Origin of the sequence: Streptomyces odontomachicola (assembly GCF_039605595.1) — a bacterium.
Taxonomy (GTDB): Bacteria; Actinomycetota; Actinomycetes; order Streptomycetales; family Streptomycetaceae; genus Streptomyces.
On sequence record NZ_JBCFOK010000012.1, the window covers coordinates 198078 to 215133 of the forward strand.

The window sequence follows — 17056 nt, forward strand, 5'->3', positions numbered from 1 at the left end:
GCGTCACGCCGTGCCCGGGGCGGGCCGGCCCCGCCCCGGGCTCCTCGTTCCGTACGTGAGCCTCCGCAGTGCCGTTTCCGCCGGGCCGCGGTGGCCGCGTGGGGCCAGTGTGGCGGCCAGGGCGACCGTGCTCAGCCAGACGGCCACGGCGATTCCGCTGGCCGCGGCCCCGCCGATGCGCGTGCCCAGGCCGCCCGCGTACGGGGCGAAGAGCGCGACGAAGGCAACGGACTGCAGCAGGTAGCAGGTCAGCGACCACTGGCCGCAGGCCGCGAGGGCCCGCACCGGCCGGCTGGGGGCACTGCCTCCGTGGGTCACCCGGCCCGCGACCAGGCCCACCAGCGCCGCGTAGCCGAGCCCTCCGAGGACCCCGGTCACGCTGTGCAGCACGTACGCGGAGACGGCGACGGCGTCCGAGGGCGCCCAGAGCCGGGCGCCGGTCAGCGCCAGGGGGAGCCCGCCGAGGAGCGCGGCGGCGAGGCCGGTCGCCGCGGTACGCCGGAGCAGCGCGCGGTGACGTACCGGCTCCTCCAGCACCCGGCGGCGCGCCGCCCAAATCCCCACCAGAAAGGGCGGGATGACGTGCACCAGGAGCACGGCGGTCGTCGAGACGATCCAGACGACCAGCCGCAGCGCGGCGGCCTGGACGGTCGCGGCCATGTCCAGCGCGTCGTCCGTCTCCGGCGCGACCGTGAGCCACCCGTACGCGGCGCTCATCACCACGTACCCGGCCAGAAAGCCGCCCGCGGCCCGCAGCACCGCGCGGTCGCTCCGCCGTACGAAGCCGGCGAGGAGCAGTCCGACCAGCCCGTACGCGCCCAAGATGTCGCCGGAGAACAGCAGCAGCGCATGGCAGGCGCCGAAGGCGATCATCCACCAGCCGCGGCGCCGGAGTATCCGCCGGATGTGCGGCCACTCCCGCCCCGACGCCTCCTGCCGCCGGACGATCTGCACCAGCCCGTACCCGAACAGCGCCGCGAACATGGGCAGCGCACGCCCGTCCACCAGCGCGATCTGGACCCCGGCGGCCACCCGGTCGAGGCCCCCGCCGCTCAACGCGTAGCCGTGCAGCCCCACTTGATGGCCCGACAGGTACGTGTGCCCGTGCGCCAACGCTATGAGCAGCAGCATCGCGCCCCGCGCGAGGTCGGGGGCGAGGGAGCGGCGGGCGAGCGGCACGGCGCCGGCGGGCACCGTTGGGGAAGTCGACATGGGCCTCCGTCGGCCGTCGCCCTCGCGAGCGCGGAATGGTTCGACCCAACGACCGGCACCGACGAAGCCCTGCCCGGGTCCCCTGCATGAGACCGATTCATTAGACCGACCCGAGATGATCTCGGCCAAGTCGGGCATGGGGGGTGTGGGGTAGTTCACGTACGGGGGATGACGCGACGTCAGGGGCCAGGCTCTCGCTCGCAGCTAGACGCCCGGCGTTCTTCCTTCACAGGGCAGCGCGAGCGCCCTTGATGTCGTCGACCCAGAACACGTCTTGGCGCCACTGGCCCGGCCATGCCGCGAGGATCATGTCCTTCTTCGTCGCTTCATCAAGGAGCCGACGCTTCTCGCTGTCGCTGGTGGCCTGGGTTACGACGCCGTGCGCGCTGATGCGTATGAGCGTGAGGGTCCGGCTGGACCAAGGAAAGTGATCTTGCGCGCTGGAGCGACGCAGTGACGAGGCGTCAAAGTCGGCAAATCTAGGCATACGAGCAAAGTACGCCCGTAAAGATCAGGAAGAAACGGTTCCGCTGTCACAGATGGAACGCGATGTGCTGGAGGCGTCTTTGGGGTTCCTGCCGCTGACGGTGGCGATCCCCAGCTTCTTACGCTGCGGCCCCACACCCTCGCGCTGCCGGGCTGCTGCATCGACGCGCTCAAGGTGCAGTGGGAGCGGCAGGGTTGGCAGCGAGTTGCCGCGGGGGAGCGCTGGAAGGGCGCCGGGATCGTGTTCCCCTCGGCTGCCGACACTGAGCTGGATTCAGCGGACGTCTGGCGTGCGTTCCGCAGGGCCACCCCAAGAGCGCATGGCATCAACTCGGCGCAGTGGACGTCGCGTGAGCTACGCCACAGCTTTGTGTCGCTGCCCTCCGACCGCGGCGTACCGCTCGAAGGGATCTCACGGCTGGTCGGGCACTCCAGCACGGCCGTCACCGAAGAGGTCTACCGGAAGCGGATCCGGCCGGTGATCCAGACCGGAGCGGTCGTCATGGACGGCATCTTCAAGGCCGAGCCGGACGCGTAGTCACTCAGATAGTCACGCACAACGCGAGAGGCCACCTACGAAATTTCGTAGGTGGCCTCTCACCTGCGTTTCCACAAGTCGGGGTGGCGGGATTTGAACCCACGACCTCTTCGTCCCGAATGAGGTACGGCTGAGGCCGGTCTCAGCTCTGCTGGATATATAGGCAGGTCACAGCGTTGGTGTGGGCTGGTAGCGCATGGTCAGCAAAGCGGACTGGGAGAAGATCATCTCCCAGGTTTCTCCCAGCCGCCAGGCATGTCTTCTGAGCCGTAGCTCAATCCGCACTGGTCAACGTCGGTCGTACCAGCCACCAAGAGGCCCCGCAGTGCCGGTAGTAGCGGGAGGCGGTTGCTCTGATTGCGGTACCCCGCCGCGGGGCTACAACGGGCTCGGGCATCCTTCCAGAACCTAGCGTTCGCACAGGTCACGGGTGCGTGGATGACCAGCGGAAAGCACTTCGTCCTCAGGCGGTACATGGGCGACCTGGGCAGAGTTCTGTCTCAATAAGCTAACTCATCACTAAGAAACCCTAGTTGTCCGTTAATCTAACCGCTGTTCAGCCACTGTCTCCCGTATCTGGGAGCTGACATGTGTCACCGTCGCCCCCAGTGGGGTGCTGACACACGAGGAGAAGCCCGTGTCCGGCAAGGACTACAGCTACGACATCCCAGACCACCCGATCGAGTACGTCGAGGTGGACCCGAGGGAGATCAAGTTCGATCCCCGCGCTCAGCGCAACCTCAACAAGTCGCGTGCGCAGGCGATCGCCGAGAAGCTGGTGCCCAGCGCGATCGGGGCACCGATCCTCTCGCAGCGTGAAGGTCACTTATACGCGGTGGACGGCATGCATCGCGTCTACGCCTGCCAGCTCATCCTGTCGGGGAAGGTCACGGCCTCGGAAGAGGTCGGTAAGGCCATCCAGCAGATCAAATGCGAGGTCCACTTCGGCCTGTCGATGGCCAACGAGGCGTCCCTGTTCATCATCAAGAACAAAGAGGCCTCGAAGGTCGGCGCCAACGACGAGTTCAGGATCGGCGTGGTGGCCGGGCACCCGCTCTTCGCGGACACCAATGCCGTCTTGGAGAAGCACCAGCTCAAGGTCGGCGGCCGCACCACTAACGGCGTGCGCGGCATCAAGGGCATCCTCAACATCGTCACGGAGTACGGCCCCGAGACCTTGGACCAGTCGCTCAGCATCGCTGAGGACGCGTGGGGCCGCACCCCCGACACCTGGCACTCCGTCACCATCGGCGGTATCGCCATCGTGATCTTCACGCACCCCGATCTGGTCAAGCCCAAGGAGTTGGCGCAGAAGCTCCGTCGCCAGGGGGACCCCCTCAACTTCAAGAACAAGATTCAGACCATCGCCACCAATAACAACACCCGCACCGACGGCACCAAGGGACGCCTCAAGGCCGCTCACCTGGCGGTTGCCTCCGCCTGGAACGCAAACCGCCGCATCAACCGCATCCCCGTACCGAACATCTTCGAGTAGTTCCCGTAGGGTGCCCCGATTGCGTGCGATGCGGGGCACCCTGCACACGACGGGTCACCGACATCACCGGTTACGGCGCCGCCCTACGCACTCCAAGTCGATAGCCTGCTTCAGGTGGGACCCGGCGAGGGAACCAGCCGTGCCGATGTCCGTGGGCAGTTGCAGCTTGCCGCTTCAACTCGGTCCCGCATGGGGCGAGGAAGGCCCAGCCTCACTGTCAGTGCCTCGATCTACGGTGTCGCTATGGCTCCATCTGAGATCACGCGCGCGGGGATCCTGCAAGCGATTGAAGAGCACGACCGGCTTGGGGCGGAGGAGTTCCGTGCCACCTACGGCTTCAAGGCAGCTGCAACCTATCTACTGGTTTACGAAGGGCGACAGTACGACTCAAAGGCCATAGCCGGTGTCGCCCACCGATATGACTTCGGCAAAGCGCTCAAGCCATCGGAGTTCAGCGGTGGCCTCAAGCACGCGGTGGCTTGGCTGAGGCGGGAAGGCTTCACTGTCGTGGAGCCACCCAAGACCTTCCACCGACGAGTGGGTGATGTGCGGCCAGCACGCCGTGAAGCCGGCACGGCTCTGCACCGACCCGTGCTCCTCCTGTGGGCAATCGGGCAGGCCGTAGCCCACGCGCCCCGCATGCGGTCATGGTCGGCTACACGCGATGCAGTGGCACCGCTGATGGCGAAGTATGCCCAGGTAGACGATGGCGTGGACGGCGCCCTATATCCGTTTTGGGTACTCGTACGCGATGGTTTGTGGACGTTGGACCGCGAGGAGGACCTCGCTCTCACCAGCCGTGGACGGCGTCCCACGCTGCAGTCCTTGAATCAGGTGGACCCTTCCGGCGGTCTCCGCGAGGACGACTACGCCCTGCTGCAATCACGCCCGGACGCTGCGGCTGCTGCCGCAGCCGGACTCATCTTGCGCTACTTCTATCCGCTGCCTTCCGACCTGCTCAGGGACTTCGGGCTTCACGACCTACTCGCCGGCCGGTGGGCTGACGCGCTACGCCCGCAACTCGGCGAAAGCTTCAAGGACCGGGACGCCATCTGGCGCGCCTACGGCGGCCAGAAGATGGCGGGGATCGGCTGCCTCGCTGATGGCATCCTGAGCGCCTTCTCAGACGAGAAGGGCCCCTACGACGACAGCCGCAACCCGGACACGAACTGGATCTCCTACGTCGGAGACGGACTCTCGGGCGACCAGAAGATCACTGACGGCAACGAACTGATGGCCGAGTACCAGTCCGCCGGCCGTCCTCTCCGCTATTGGCACAAGCCGTACCAGGGGCAGTTCAGCTTCGAGACGTGGGCCGTCATCGTCCAGCGCCGGTTGCGCTGGGGCATCGGAGACGACCGCCAGTGGCGCCGGGAGTTCCTCTGGATTCTGGCCCCCGTGCCCTCCCCGGAGCGCGAGACGTGGCCCACTGAGGTCCTGGAAGCACTGGACGCTGACACGGGCGCCCTGCAGGACGATACGGGTGCCTATCGCCCAAGCGACGTAGATCCCGACCTGCGGGATGCCACAGAGAGCGACCAGGACGCGTACCGGCGCCTGACGCAGAATGCAGAAGCCAATGCCAAGCGCCGCGGACAAGCGAAGAAGGCATCACTGACTGACCGCGCTGTCCGCGACCCCAGCGCGAGGGCGGCAGTCCTGCGCCGCTGCAAAGACAGCTGCGAGAACCCTGAGTGTGAGGGCCACCCCAAGGAACGCACAGCAGCGGGCAAGCCCATCTTGCAGGTCGACCACGTGCAAGACCTGGCGAAGGGGGGACCTGACGTCCCCTGGAACATGATCGCCCTTTGTCCAAACTGCCACGCCCTCAAGACCTACGGCGTCAACAAGGAGAAGCTCCGCCGGCGCCTGGCGAGCACCGCCCGCCAACTGCACGAGGAAGCACTCCGCTAGCTCTTCCCCCAGGGCTCCCCTCCCGTTTGTTCAGGGTGGGAGCTCCGGGGTTAGCGGTGAAGGAACGGTTTTCAAGAGCGTTGCGGTGGCGGGTGCTGCGGCGCCCTGAACTGCGCCGCAGCACCACGCTGGCACCGAAAGGCCATCCCTGGCCCACGCATGGCCCATGGATCACGACTTGCGCCTCGTAACGAGAGCACGCCTCGTGCAACGTGAGCGCCCAATCGTCAGCCTCGAAGCCAAGTAGTGAGCTAGGAACCCTCGGTGACGCGGCGTCGACGCTGCTTGGGCCGTTCAGCGGGCTTACCGAGAAGGCGATCAAGAACAGCCAGTGCGGCGGCCTGCCTATTCGGGTCCCTTGACCAAACCGCAGGGCAAATGATCAAGAAGAAGGTCATCAGCGCCAACCCCAAGGTGGGAGCTCCCGCGATGAGTCCAGCCGTGTAGTCCTGCCGGAGCGCGCTGACGACTGGAGTGACACTCACCCCGCTGCCGAGCATGACAGGCAGGACGAGGCGGCGGACCGGTTGACGGCTGAGGCCGTTATCACTTTCCCTCGGGAACGGATTCCCCGTACTCTCGGACATGAAGGTGCCCTCCTAGGTGGTTGGTGCCTTTCGCGCAGACGGCTTCCTGTTCCCGCAGGGAGCCGTCGCCATTTGTGCTGGCGACCGGCTCGTGCCGTCGTGAAAACTCTGGCACGCACCTTCAACTCGACTAGCGCGCAGAAAACTTCACGGGACTATCTTGTTGCCTAGTTTTCAACTGTTCCCGCAGGTGGGAGAGTTCAGGTAGGCAACGTGTGACGCATGGCACGTGTCTTATGTCACAGGCCGCAAGGTGCCAATAGTGACCTAAGACACGTTCCTGGGGGTAGGGGGAGAGATGCCGAGGCGTACGCAACCGCTTGTGGGCCAGGGGCCGTTGGTCACCTTCGCTCGCGATCTGCGCAATCTCCAGGCCCGCACGGGGGGTTCAGCACGTGAGGCTGAAGCCTTTGGTGCATCCCGTACGGCTGTCTATGACGCTCTCGCTGGCAAACGGCTCCCCAGTGTGGCGACGTTGGAGTGCATCGTCACAGCTTGGGGCGCCAAGGATGAGCTAGAACGATGGCGACTGATGCGTCTGAGCACGGAAGAGGCGCTAGCTGAGCTGGCCAGGCTCCGGGGGGAAGTCAAGGCGAAGCGGACAGAGCCCGAAGAGAGATTCAAGTCCGCCCTCAACAGTCTCTGGGTGGACGCAGGGATGCCGCCCCAGAATCAGTGGGGAACGGCCGCAGGTCTAAGTCCGCGCACCGTAGGTGCGTACTTGGAGGGGAAGACTCTGCCTATGCCGGGCAAGATGACGCTACTGATCAACGGTCTTGCGCGCTTATGCGAGAGCGGCTCAGAACTTGAAGGGTGGGTTTTGCAGCAAGGAGCGGTCCTCCGCGAGGAGCATCTGTACCAGGCGCGTCTTGCCCGAAGCGCGGCACGGACTGAAGCCCGCAAGCTGGCAAAGGCTCTGCCTGGCGGTCAGGCCAGCTCGCAAGGTCAAGAGAAGCGCACCCCATTGACCGGACGAGGAACTGAACTGCCCGCATGACGGCTCAACATGCGATGTGGATGGTCCGGTAGAGCTCCATCGCGGACCTACCCGCGTGTACGGGGAGCACCAAAGCGGTGGCGGGCGAGGGGCAACCTGCGTGTGCGGAGTACCGCTCAGCGTTTGGCGACGAAGCTGCCCATGCCCGGCTCGGTGTAGATCAGGCCCTCTTCGCGCAGTGCCCGGTGCACCTTCTGGCCGGTCGAGGTCGCGATGCCGAACTCGTTGAGCATGGCGACCACCGAGGGGACGCGGGTGCGCGGCGGGTAGGTGCCGTCCTCGATCCGCTGGCGGATCACGTCGGCCACCTGCTGCCAGCGCGGCCGGTCGGGCTCGAATTCGATCACACGGTCACGCTGTCACCGGCGCAGTATGTGTGCGATCCGTAGCATGCCTGGCATGGGGTAGCACGGTGCACTACGGTCGGCACGGAAAGACGCCCCGGCAGCCGTGGTGAACGGCTTCGGGGCACGGACACCAGCCGACGGAGCTGACGCCGTGAACGACCCAGGCCCGACCGGCCGAGCAGGTGAGGCACCCCGCCACCCAGGGCTCACCATCAAGATCTACACGGTGAATCCGCAGACGCTGGAGCGCGGCCCCGCCACGCTCTTCACCCTGCCGCCCGCGCGTTCCCCGATGTATTCAAGCGTGTATCCCGAGTGCAGGTGCCTGCGTTGCAGCCCGCGGCGGGAGGCATGACCAGCCGTTAAGCCGACACCAGCACGGTGCCGTCGACAGGGCCATCCCTGCGCGGGCGGGGGCGTGGCTGCCGCTCGGGTCAGCGACGGCGCATGAACGCGAGTTGGTCTCACACCGATTCGAGCAGCTGCCGCCCATCGTGAGTCCGCACATGGGGAGCCGAGGCGTCGAGGGCGTCCAGGACGCGGACCGCGTATACCTCGGACATTCGCTCGCTGACCTCGGCGGGGGTCAGCCACTCCACGGCCGTCGACTCGTCCGACGTGCGCTCCTCGCCGTCGACCGCGTGGCAGCGGAAGACGAGGGCGACGATGCCGCGGGTGACGTTCTTGTAGACGCCCGTGAGCTTGTCCACGGAGACCTTGATACCGGTCTCCTCCAGCACCTCGCGGGCAGCTCCGTCTTCCGGGCGTTCGTCCAGCTCCAGCACCCCGCCCGGGGCTTCCCAGGTGCCGTTGTCCGCGCGGCGGATGGCGAGGACACGGCCGTCATCGCGCACTACTACGCCCGCGACCGAGACCGAGTGCAGCGACACAGAGACCCCTTCCTGGGTACGGTTACTCATGTATAAGAGTTTAGGAGGAACTGAAGGACATGGTCAGTACGACCCCACGGGACTCCGGCAAGCCAAGGTACCTCCAGCTCGCTGACGACATGGCGCAGCAGATCAAGGCCAAGGTGCTCCCGCCCGGCGAGCAGGTGCCGAGCGAGTCTGTCCTCATGGACCGCTACCAGGTCTCGCAGGGGACGGTCCGCAAGGCGATGACCGAGCTGCGCATCGCCGGCCTCATCGAGACGCGGCACGGCAAGGGCTCGTACGTACGCAGCCGTCCCCCGGTGCGCCGCAAGTCCTCGGACCGCTTCCGGCGATCGCACCGCACAGCGGGGAAGACCGCTTACCTGGCAGAAGCCGAGCAGTCGGGCAGCAAGCCGAGCGTGCACGTCCTGTACGTCGGCGCCCTCGAAGCCCCGCCCGAGATCGCGGAACGGCTCTCGGTGGAGCCGGGTGCCAAGGTCCTCGCACGTCGCCGCCTCTACTTTAGCGACGGCACGCCCACCGAGGAGGCCACCTCGTACCTCCCCTGGGACGTGGCTCGGGATATCCCGGAGCTGTTCGAGGAGAACCCCGGCGGCGGGGGGATCTACGCACGCTTGGAGGAGAACGGGCACACGCTGCAGGAGTTCACCGAGACAGTCCGGGCCCGGCTTGCGACGAAGCAGGAGACGGTGGCGCTCAGCCTGAGCCCCGGCTCGCCGATCATCCATCTGACGCGCGACGCCCTGTCCGAGGCGGGGCGCGTGGTCGAGGTCTGCGACACGTTCATGGCTGCTGACCAGTTCGTTTTGGACTACCGCATCCCAGCAGGGGACTGACAGCCCAGCTCCCGTACACAACCCCGTCGCGGCACAAAGATCCGCGACGGGGTTGACTCATGTACAGGAGTTGGGCACTCTCTTACATGTCACTCCTGCACATGAGTGCACAAGTACATGTGCATGGCGAGACGTGGGCCCCTGCGGGGGTCATGAGGCCCGGGGCGACCCGGGGCGAGGGACCCGGGCCCTTGGCATCCCGGAGGGCGAGACCGAAAGGTCACGTGTCTCACGACGCCTGAAACGGGAGCTCGCTCCCGAAGGAGACACAGCACAACCCCACTGTTCCGCGGCGCTTCGGCGCCGCGGGCCGGTTGCCTCCTCCGCCCGTCTCGTACGGGCGGGGCTGAGGGGAGCCGGAGTCCTTGGCTCACAACGGCGCGGTCCCGGTGGTGCAACACCGGGACCGCTGTCGGGTCGCATCGATTCGAGAGGACACGACCCATGAAGTGCATCGGTGCCGCTCACGCGGCTGTTACCCCATACACCTCGGAGCTTGACCGCGAGCCGTCGGCTGCGGAACTGGACGCGATCGAGGCCGAGTTGCCCGTCATCACCGCGGAAGTCGAGCTGCTGGACGTGTATATCGCCACGCTCGACCGCGTCCTGTCGGAGCTGGACTGGCGGCGCCTGCGGCGAGTCCAGCGCAAGGTGCTGACCGCCCGGCGGGAGCTGGCCAACCAAGGTGCGGCTGCTGGGGAGGTGGCGTGATGGAGCGCCGTTCGCTGAGCAGGCCGCAGAAGCTGGTTCTCGCCGCGGCGTTCGTGCCGATGCTGGCCACCGGGGTGGCCGGTGGAGTCGGCACCTACAGCAACGTCAGCGGCGCCTACGGCAGGGGCACCGCGCTGGGTGCGGTGGCCGCCGGTGAGGGCGCCACCGCCGTGCTCGCCCTGGTCCTGCTCGGGCTGACCATGCTCGGGCAGTCCTCGCCGTGGCCCGTGCGGGCCGGGCTGTGGGCACTGCCGGCAGCGGCCTCGGTGATGGCGGCGATGGCCGCCGACGACCCGGGCCGCACCGTCATCTACGCCGTGACCCCGATGGGCATGTGCGTGGCAGCCGAGGGCATGGCCTTCCTCGCACGCCGGATCGTGGTCCACACCGACGGACGGGACGCGGAGGCAGAGGCCAAGTCCGCCACCGTGCTGCGCGCGCTGGCCTACCACCGCGCCCGCGCCGCCAACCACCCCGACGCGAAGGTGCAGCGGCGCTCGGTGCGTACCTCCTGGCGGCTGGCCCGGAAGGTCGGCACCGGCGACACGGCGCTGGGCGAGCAGCTCGTCACGGTCCAGCGCGAGCGCGTGACGACCGGCGCGGACGCCGCGCTGGCCGACATGTTCGCCGTGCCCGTCACGCCCGCCGTGACGGGCAGCGTCACACCCGCCCTCCCCGCCGCCTCCCCGGCCCCGGGCGAGGAGGGCGTCACGGAGAGCCGTGACGCCACAGACACGCAGGTCACGCCCAGTACGCCGGTCGGCGAGGAGTCGGGCGTCACGCCTGCGGAGCCGGAGCCCGTGGCGGTCCCGGATACCCGTGACGGCGAGGCGGGTGAGGGTGAGTCGGTGCCGGTGGAGCGGTCGGCCGTGACGCTGGCGGAGGTCGCCGCCGTCGCGGGCGTGACGGCCCCGGAGGCCGGAGTCCCGCTGAGCGATGCGCAGTTGGTCGTGGTGCTGCGCTACCTGCGGCACTCGATCGACCCGCCGATGTCCTACCGCCAGGCCGCCACCGCCTTCCGCGAGGGCGGCTTCGTCGGCGCAGAGGGCCGCGTCCGGGCCGCTTGGAGCGCACTGATCGAGCAGGAGGAGAACGCCCCGTGAGCCCCCGCCTGATCCGCACCGCGCCGCTCGCGATGGCGGCCCGAAAGGAGATCTGCATGTCCCGCACGACGCTCTCTTCTCGTTCGACGCTGGCCACGTGGCTCCCGGTGGTTGGGCCGGTGCCCGTCGCCGCGTGGTTCACCTGGCAGATGAGCACTTCCTACGGCCTCTCCGGCTCGGCGACGGTCGCAGTCGCGCTGCTGGCCTGGATCGCGTGGAGCCGGGCCGTGGAACTGCTCATCGACTCGTGGATCAGCACCACGCACCGGTGCCCGGCCAAGGGCTGCACCTTCAGCGTGCGCCTGATCGGCGCCGACGCCGCGGAGTCCCGCCGTTGGCAGGAGGTCGCCCACGACCACCCGCACCACCACGGCTGAGCACCACCGCACATCCCCAGTTCTCAACAGGCGGGCGGCCCACTCGGGTTGCCCGCCTGCGGCTTGACCTGCCTGTTTCCCGTTTTTGGAAGGAGAGCCACTCGTGGCTACCCCGCAGCGTTCCGTCCGCGCCGTTCCCAACCAGCCCGCCTCCCAGCCTCGCGGGCCGCACGTGGACAAGGCGATCAACAAGTCCCGGGCGTTCAGTCCGTCGGTCAACCCGACCGTGAACATCTCCGTCCTCAAGGGCGGCGCCGAGGCCGCGCCCGCGAAGGCCGGGCAGAAGGGCGCCCCGGGTGGCGACTTCCTGTCCAACGAGGACATCCGCGCCTTCTGCGAGGCCGGGCGCAAGGACTCCCGCCAGCGCGCGGTCGAGCGCTCGCTGGACGCGGAGATGCTGGAGGGCCGTCTGCGCAACATCCCCGACACCACCGGCGCCATGTCCGGCGCCCGCGCGAGGGCCCGCCGCGTCACACGGTGGCTCAAGCGGATCGCGCAGGCCGAGAAGATGATCGCCAAGTGGTACGCCGCCCTCTACTCCGCCTTTGAGCGGGAGTACGAGGCCGAGCTGATGCAGATCGGCAAGGGGCGCCACCAGCAGAAGCCGCACAGTCGCTTCGGGTGGCGGTGACGTGCTCGACGCCTACGTCGCGGCCGTGGCCGCGCTCCTCTTCGCCCTCTACCTGCGCATCCGCTGGTACGTCCTGCTCGGCGACGGCCTGGCGATCGCGGGCGGACTCTTCGTCCTCTACCTGATCATCGCCGCCCTCTAGCAGCGGCCCGGCCCGCCCCGAACGCGCTCGGGGCGGGCCCCTTTCTCTCCTCCCTGGCACCTGCTTGACCTGGAGTGACACCGTGTCCGACAGCCCGAAGAACGACGCCTGGAAGGCGCTGAAGTCCCCGCACGCCCGCCCCTGGCTGGCTATGGCCGGGGAAGTGCCGGCCACCTACGCCGCGCACGCCGCCTGGGGCGACCAGCCCCTGGTGGCCATCGGCATGACCCTCGCCTCCGGAGCCCTGACCGCCGCGACGTGGTGGGCGGGGAAGAACACCACCGAGGCCCGCCGGGCGCACGCCACCGCCACCACGGCCGCGGCGACCGGCTACCTGACCACCGCGGCCTTCACCGACCCGCTGGGCTCCACGCAGTTGGCGTGGCTGGCCATCGGCGGCTCGATGGTCGCCGCCTCCTGGAACGTCCGTAAGGCGCTGCGCGCCAACCCCGAGACCGCCACCGCAGACGGTGCGGCCGAGACCGGGGTGCTGACCAAGAGCCTGGGCAAGGCGAAGGCGAAGCTGCGCGGGGAGCCGAAGGTCGAGCCGAACAAGGTCACTGCCGGATACCAGCTCACCCCCGGCGAGCTGACCAACGCCGACCTGGGCAATCGGATCAACAACATCGCCTCCGAGCTGGGCATCTCGCCCAACTCGATCCGCATCAAGCCCGATCCGGAGAACGCCGCCCGCGGCGAGATGGTCCTCGTCCCGGAGGACATGCTCAAGAAGCCCACCCCGTGGCCCGGCCCGCGCAACCCCGGGGGCTCGATCACCGAGGCCATCGTGCCCGGGATCTACGAGGACGGCGCGGACGCCGAACTCTGGTTCCCCTGGGACGAGAAGAGTGGGCGCAACGCCACCCACTACCTGACGGCCGGGATGAACGGGTCGGGGAAGTCGGCCGGTCAGTCCGTGGTCATCACCGAGGCACTGACCCGCCGCGACGTGATCGTGTGGGCGGTCGATCCGTCGAAGGGGCAGCAGACCTTCGCCCCGTTCCTGCCGTACCTGGACTGGGTGGAGATGAGTGCCGCCGGGGGTGAGGCGATGATCGACGCCCTCTCGGAGGTCATCACCGCCCGGGCTGACGCGCTGGGCCGGGCGGGGTTCAAGAACTGGACCCCGGACGCGCATGCCGAGCTGGGCATGCCGTACATGGTGGTGTGGATCGAGGAGGCCGCGAAGTTCTTCCGCGACGGCACCGAGATGGAAGGGCTCGTGATGGAGGCCCGCTCGGCCGGAATCTCCGTCATCATCAGCCTCCAGCGCCCGAGCTCTACGTCCATGCCCACGGACGTGCGCGAGCAGCTCGGCGGGGTGCTGTGCTTCGGCGTGAAGGGCGGCACCACCGCCGACATGGCCTTGCCCGACGACGTACGCGATGCCGGCGCCCGGCCCGAGGCGTGGGAGAACCGCAAGCCCGGCTACGCCTACCTCGTCGCCCCCGGCGTCGAGGAGGAACGTTATGCCACCCCGCTGCGGACCTACCTCATCGACGACGACCAGATTGAGGCCGCGCTCGCCAACGCGCCCCGCACGCCTGCCGATCCGGTCACCGCCCGCGCGGCGGGTGAGGCGTACGCCAACCGCACCGTCTACGGCGCTGACACCCCGCTGACCAGCACTGACACTCCGGAGGCCGTGGTCATGAGCAAGGACGTCAAGCAGCGTCAGGAAGAGGCTCTGCTGGAGCGCCAGATCAACCGCGACATCACCGCCCGCCTCACCGATCGCGACGAGGACGAGAGCGACGAGAGCGGGCTGAACACCGACCCCGACGCCGAGATCCCTCCCGTGGCGCAGGGGCAGGTGTGGACGTTCGCGCAGCCCGACCCCGGCGAGGATGAGGACAAGTCGCTGGAGGAGGCGGAAGCGGAACTGCTGCGGGTGCTGGACGAGTGCCGCGAACAGGGGCTGGAGGAGATCGGGCCTCGGCACTTCCAGCCGCACGGCCGCACCGGCCGCTACGGCCGCTCCCGGGCCTGGCTCTCCGGGCGCCTCAACGAGCTGGCCGACGAGGGCGTGCACATCGAGGAGACCGAGACAGCCGGTACCTACCGGCTGCTCTACCCCACCCTCACCGCCGCCTGACACCCCGTTGACCTGCACTGACACCCCGCTGACACCCACAACGCGCTTCTTCAGGGTGTCAGCGGGGGTGTCAGGCCGGTGTCAGCTCGCGCGCGCACGCGCATAGACCTAGGGAAACGCGGCCTCAGCCGCCGCGCTGACACCTGCGGCTGACACCTCATCCGCCATCACCTCCAGGCGGTCCTCATCGAGGGCCGTCCGGCGCTGATTTGGAGGCGCCTTGTGGACCCTGTGCCGCAGCAGATCACCACCCTCGCCCGCGCCGACCAGCCCGCACGGCCGCCCGCCGTGCGCTATCCGCCGATGGCGCCGGAAGAGCTCCCGCCCGGAGTCGAGCTGGTCACCCTGCCCGACGGGCACCGCACTCTCGCCTACACCCAGGCTCCGGCCCCCACGCAGCAGTCGGCGCCCGCGGCTCAGCCGATCCCGGCCTGGGCCAAGACCACCGCGCTGCTCGCCCCGACTGTCGGCATCGGTATCGGCGCGGCCGGGGTCGGCCTCTCCTACGCTGCACCGGGACTGATCGCCATGAGCCACGCCCTGTGGGCGGCCGTCGCCCTCATCGCCACCAGCGGCCTCGCCGCCGTGGCCCTTCTGCGCGCCCGGGGCCGCGCCACTCACATCACCCAGCACGTCACCGCCACCGGCCTCTTCGGCCGCGCCAAGGGCACCATCCACCACCACTGACGTCGAAGGCGGCCCCGTCTCACGCCAATGATCCGGGGCCGCCCTCGTGTGCCAGTACTTCTCACAGAGCTGGAGACACCAGCATGTCCGAACCCACTACCGGCCCCGACGCCACGAGTTGGGGCAACGGACCGATGCTCGCGCTGGATGTGGAGACCACCGGCACGGACCCCGAGACGGCCCGGATCGTGTCCGCCGCCGTCGCCGCCGTGGGCACCAGCAGTCAGCCGCACACCACCACCTGGCTGCTGAACCCGGGCATCGAGATCCCCGCCGACGCCACCACGATCCACGGCATCACCACCGAGCAAGCCCGCGCCGATGGCCGGTCACCGGCCGAAGCCCTCCCGGAGATCATCACTGAGCTGACCGAGGCACTGGCGGCGGGGTGGCCGGTGGTCGTCTTCCGCGCCCCGTACGCGCTCACCGTCCTCGCCCGCGAAGCTGCCCGCCACGGCGCCGCCTTCTCCAACGAGGTGGCCCCGGTCATCGACCCCGCTGTCCTCGACAAGCAGGTCGAGCGCTACCGGCGCGGACGCCGCACCCTGCCCGCACTGTGCGAGCACTACCGCGTCCGCCACGACGGCCCCAACACCGCCGTCGAAGACGCACTCGCCGCCGCACGACTGGCCTGGCGCCTGCCCCGCGCCTACCCGCAGCTCGCCGCCCTCTCCCTCCCCGAACTCCACCAGCGCCAGCAGGAATGGGCGATGGAGCAGGCCGCTGGACTGCAACGACACCTGCGGCGCACCGACCCCACCGCCGTGGTCAACCCCGCCTGGCCCCTGCTCCCCGCTCCCGACACCACCGGAGGAGATGCCTCGTGACCTTCGAGATCCGCGTCATCTGCGACCAGGCCGACACCGACCGCGTACGCGAAGCCCTAGCCGACGCCTTCACCACCGGCCCTGCCCGCCAGATGCCCACCCGCGACGGCATGAGGGTCCGCCTCTACCTCACCGCCGACCACCGGACCGACCCGGACGACAACGGCACGGCCGACTCCCCATCCCCTGCCTAACCCCAGCACACACGAAGGCGGCCCCTCTCTCTCCAAAGAACCGGGGCCGCCCTCGTCCACCCAGCACTCCCAAAGAGCACCGGAGGTCTCCAGCATGACCCAACCCACCAACATCCGGCGAGCGACCGTACGAGCCTCGCCCCAAGAGGAGCACCTGGGCACCGCCCTCCGGCTCGCGGCCGAGTGCCTGCCCGTGCTGCCGCTGCGCAGGGGCAAGGTGCCGTACGGGAACTGCCCGGCGTGCGCGCAGAATGCCTGTGGCGGCCGGCCGAACATGAAGGTCCCCGGCTTCTGCGCCTGCCCGGCGCCGTGCCACGGCTGGGCCGCCGCCACCACCGACCTCGGCGTCATCAACTCCCGTGCGTGGGCGCGGGCCTGGTGTGAGGCTGCGGCGGTGGCCTACCACCCCGGTGGCGCCGGTCTCACCGTTCTCGACCTGGACCACGCCGACGCTGTCGAGTGGGCGCGCGCCTCGCTCCCGGCCACCCGGACGGTGCCCTCCACCCGGGGTGAGCACTGGATCTACCGGGGCACGATGCCGTCCGTGAACGCGGTCCGCGACGGCGTGGACATCAAATCCCGCATGTCCTACGCCCGCTGGCTCGGCACCGGCACCGGCACCACGGCCGCGCTGCCCGAGGCCGTGCGCGCCCTGGCCGCGAAGGAACCGGCCACGCCCCGGCCGGTGCCGCAGACCGCCACCGCGCCCGCAGGGGCCGAGGGTGGAGAGTGCCGGCACCGCACGCCCGCCTATCTGGAGCGCGGGGTCGCGATGGCCGAGCAGCGCATCACCGAGGCCCGCGAGCGGGTGCACGCGACCGTCTACCGCACGTTCCTCGCCGTGCTGTCCGCGCACGGGCGGTGCGGCTGCCTCACCGACGCCCACGTCGCGCGGCTGTTCACCGCCGCCCAGGCCAAGGGCGAGACAGCCCGGCACTGCACGGACGCGTGGAGCAACGCCCGTACCAAGTTGGGGCTCTGAGC

General features: G+C 68.8%; 18 protein-coding genes. 14 read left to right on the forward strand and 4 right to left on the reverse strand.

What is annotated here, in order from left to right; translation table 11 throughout:
• Positions 1-3 precede the first annotated feature (3 nt).
• Positions 4-1212 (reverse strand): DUF418 domain-containing protein, encoded by a 1209-nt coding sequence (locus ABEE00_RS22500; protein WP_345747421.1) that lies wholly within the window; start codon positions 1210-1212, stop codon positions 4-6.
• A gap of 226 nt (positions 1213-1438) precedes the next feature.
• Positions 1439-1699, reverse strand: a complete 261-nt coding sequence (locus ABEE00_RS22505) for a hypothetical protein (RefSeq protein ID WP_345747422.1) — start codon at positions 1697-1699, stop codon at positions 1439-1441.
• A 174-nt stretch (positions 1700-1873) separates the two neighbouring features.
• On the opposite strand from ABEE00_RS22505, the gene ABEE00_RS22510 reads away from it, so the two are divergent.
• The 3 genes from ABEE00_RS22510 (at position 1874) to ABEE00_RS22520 (ending at position 5645) form a co-directional block, all read left to right on the forward strand.
• Positions 1874-2236, forward strand: a complete 363-nt coding sequence (locus ABEE00_RS22510) for a tyrosine-type recombinase/integrase (protein WP_345747423.1) — start codon at positions 1874-1876, stop codon at positions 2234-2236.
• Between the two features lie 637 nt (positions 2237-2873).
• The gene (locus ABEE00_RS22515) at positions 2874-3731 is read left to right on the forward strand and encodes a DUF6551 family protein (protein WP_345747424.1); all 858 of its coding nucleotides are present in this window, start codon (positions 2874-2876) and stop codon (positions 3729-3731) included.
• 243 nt (positions 3732-3974) lie between these two features.
• Positions 3975-5645: an HNH endonuclease signature motif containing protein gene (locus tag ABEE00_RS22520; RefSeq protein ID WP_345747425.1), complete on the forward strand. Its 1671-nt coding sequence runs from the start codon at positions 3975-3977 to the stop codon at positions 5643-5645.
• Between the two features lie 1700 nt (positions 5646-7345).
• On the opposite strand, the gene ABEE00_RS22525 is transcribed toward ABEE00_RS22520, so the two are convergent.
• Together ABEE00_RS22525 and ABEE00_RS22530 are read right to left on the reverse strand one after the other, a co-directional pair.
• Positions 7346-7576, reverse strand: a complete 231-nt coding sequence (locus ABEE00_RS22525) for a GntR family transcriptional regulator (RefSeq protein WP_345747426.1) — start codon at positions 7574-7576, stop codon at positions 7346-7348.
• Positions 7577-8040: 464 nt separating this feature from the next.
• On the reverse strand, positions 8041-8496 hold the full coding sequence (locus ABEE00_RS22530) for an NUDIX hydrolase (protein ID WP_345747427.1): 456 nt from the start codon (positions 8494-8496) through the stop codon (positions 8041-8043).
• Between the two features lie 29 nt (positions 8497-8525).
• Here ABEE00_RS22530 and ABEE00_RS22535 point away from each other — a divergent pair, with 29 nt between their 5' ends.
• From ABEE00_RS22535 to ABEE00_RS22585, 11 genes are all read left to right on the forward strand, one after another.
• Positions 8526-9305, forward strand: a complete 780-nt coding sequence (locus ABEE00_RS22535) for a GntR family transcriptional regulator (protein WP_345747428.1) — start codon at positions 8526-8528, stop codon at positions 9303-9305.
• Positions 9306-9749: 444 nt separating this feature from the next.
• Positions 9750-10016: a DUF6284 family protein gene (locus tag ABEE00_RS22540; protein WP_345747429.1), complete on the forward strand. Its 267-nt coding sequence runs from the start codon at positions 9750-9752 to the stop codon at positions 10014-10016.
• A complete protein-coding gene (locus ABEE00_RS22545) occupies positions 10016-11119 on the forward strand; it encodes a hypothetical protein (RefSeq protein ID WP_345747507.1) in 1104 nt (367 codons plus the stop codon). The genes ABEE00_RS22540 and ABEE00_RS22545 overlap by 1 nt, the downstream gene beginning before the upstream one ends.
• Positions 11116-11496 carry a hypothetical protein gene (locus ABEE00_RS22550; protein ID WP_345747430.1) on the forward strand — a complete coding sequence of 127 codons (381 nt, stop codon included), beginning with the start codon at positions 11116-11118 and terminating at the stop codon, positions 11494-11496. Before ABEE00_RS22545 ends, ABEE00_RS22550 begins: the two co-directional genes overlap by 4 nt.
• 103 nt (positions 11497-11599) lie before the next feature.
• Entirely contained in the window at positions 11600-12127 is a 528-nt protein-coding gene (traA, locus tag ABEE00_RS22555) for a plasmid transfer protein TraA (RefSeq protein ID WP_345747431.1), read from the forward strand.
• Between the two features lies 1 nt (position 12128).
• Positions 12129-12269, forward strand: a complete 141-nt coding sequence (locus tag ABEE00_RS22560; RefSeq protein WP_345747302.1) for a hypothetical protein — start codon at positions 12129-12131, stop codon at positions 12267-12269.
• A gap of 82 nt (positions 12270-12351) precedes the next feature.
• Positions 12352-14364, forward strand: a complete 2013-nt coding sequence (gene traB / locus ABEE00_RS22565; protein WP_345747432.1) for a plasmid transfer protein TraB — start codon at positions 12352-12354, stop codon at positions 14362-14364.
• 222 nt (positions 14365-14586) lie between these two features.
• On the forward strand, positions 14587-15051 hold the full coding sequence (locus ABEE00_RS22570; protein ID WP_451918642.1) for a hypothetical protein: 465 nt from the start codon (positions 14587-14589) through the stop codon (positions 15049-15051).
• Between the two features lie 83 nt (positions 15052-15134).
• On the forward strand, positions 15135-15878 hold the full coding sequence (locus tag ABEE00_RS22575) for an exonuclease domain-containing protein (protein ID WP_345747433.1): 744 nt from the start codon (positions 15135-15137) through the stop codon (positions 15876-15878).
• Positions 15875-16072 (forward strand): hypothetical protein, encoded by a 198-nt coding sequence (locus tag ABEE00_RS22580; RefSeq protein ID WP_345747434.1) that lies wholly within the window; start codon positions 15875-15877, stop codon positions 16070-16072. Before ABEE00_RS22575 ends, ABEE00_RS22580 begins: the two co-directional genes overlap by 4 nt.
• Positions 16073-16166: 94 nt before the next feature.
• Entirely contained in the window at positions 16167-17054 is an 888-nt protein-coding gene (locus ABEE00_RS22585; RefSeq protein WP_345747435.1) for a bifunctional DNA primase/polymerase, read from the forward strand.
• Positions 17055-17056: the final 2 nt, after the last annotated feature.

Coding starts and splice junctions, on each gene's coding strand:
- ABEE00_RS22575 (WP_345747433.1), top strand. CDS start 15,135: ATGTCCGAACCCACTACCGGCCCCGACGCCACGAGTTGGGGCAACGGA.
- ABEE00_RS22545 (WP_345747507.1), top strand. CDS start 10,016: ATGGAGCGCCGTTCGCTGAGCAGGCCGCAGAAGCTGGTTCTCGCCGCG.
- ABEE00_RS22500 (WP_345747421.1), bottom strand. CDS start 1,212: ATGTCGACTTCCCCAACGGTGCCCGCCGGCGCCGTGCCGCTCGCCCGC.
- ABEE00_RS22540 (WP_345747429.1), top strand. CDS start 9,750: ATGAAGTGCATCGGTGCCGCTCACGCGGCTGTTACCCCATACACCTCG.
- ABEE00_RS22535 (WP_345747428.1), top strand. CDS start 8,526: ATGGTCAGTACGACCCCACGGGACTCCGGCAAGCCAAGGTACCTCCAG.
- ABEE00_RS22520 (WP_345747425.1), top strand. CDS start 3,975: ATGGCTCCATCTGAGATCACGCGCGCGGGGATCCTGCAAGCGATTGAA.
- ABEE00_RS22530 (WP_345747427.1), bottom strand. CDS start 8,496: ATGAGTAACCGTACCCAGGAAGGGGTCTCTGTGTCGCTGCACTCGGTC.
- ABEE00_RS22585 (WP_345747435.1), top strand. CDS start 16,167: ATGACCCAACCCACCAACATCCGGCGAGCGACCGTACGAGCCTCGCCC.
- ABEE00_RS22505 (WP_345747422.1), bottom strand. CDS start 1,699: ATGCCTAGATTTGCCGACTTTGACGCCTCGTCACTGCGTCGCTCCAGC.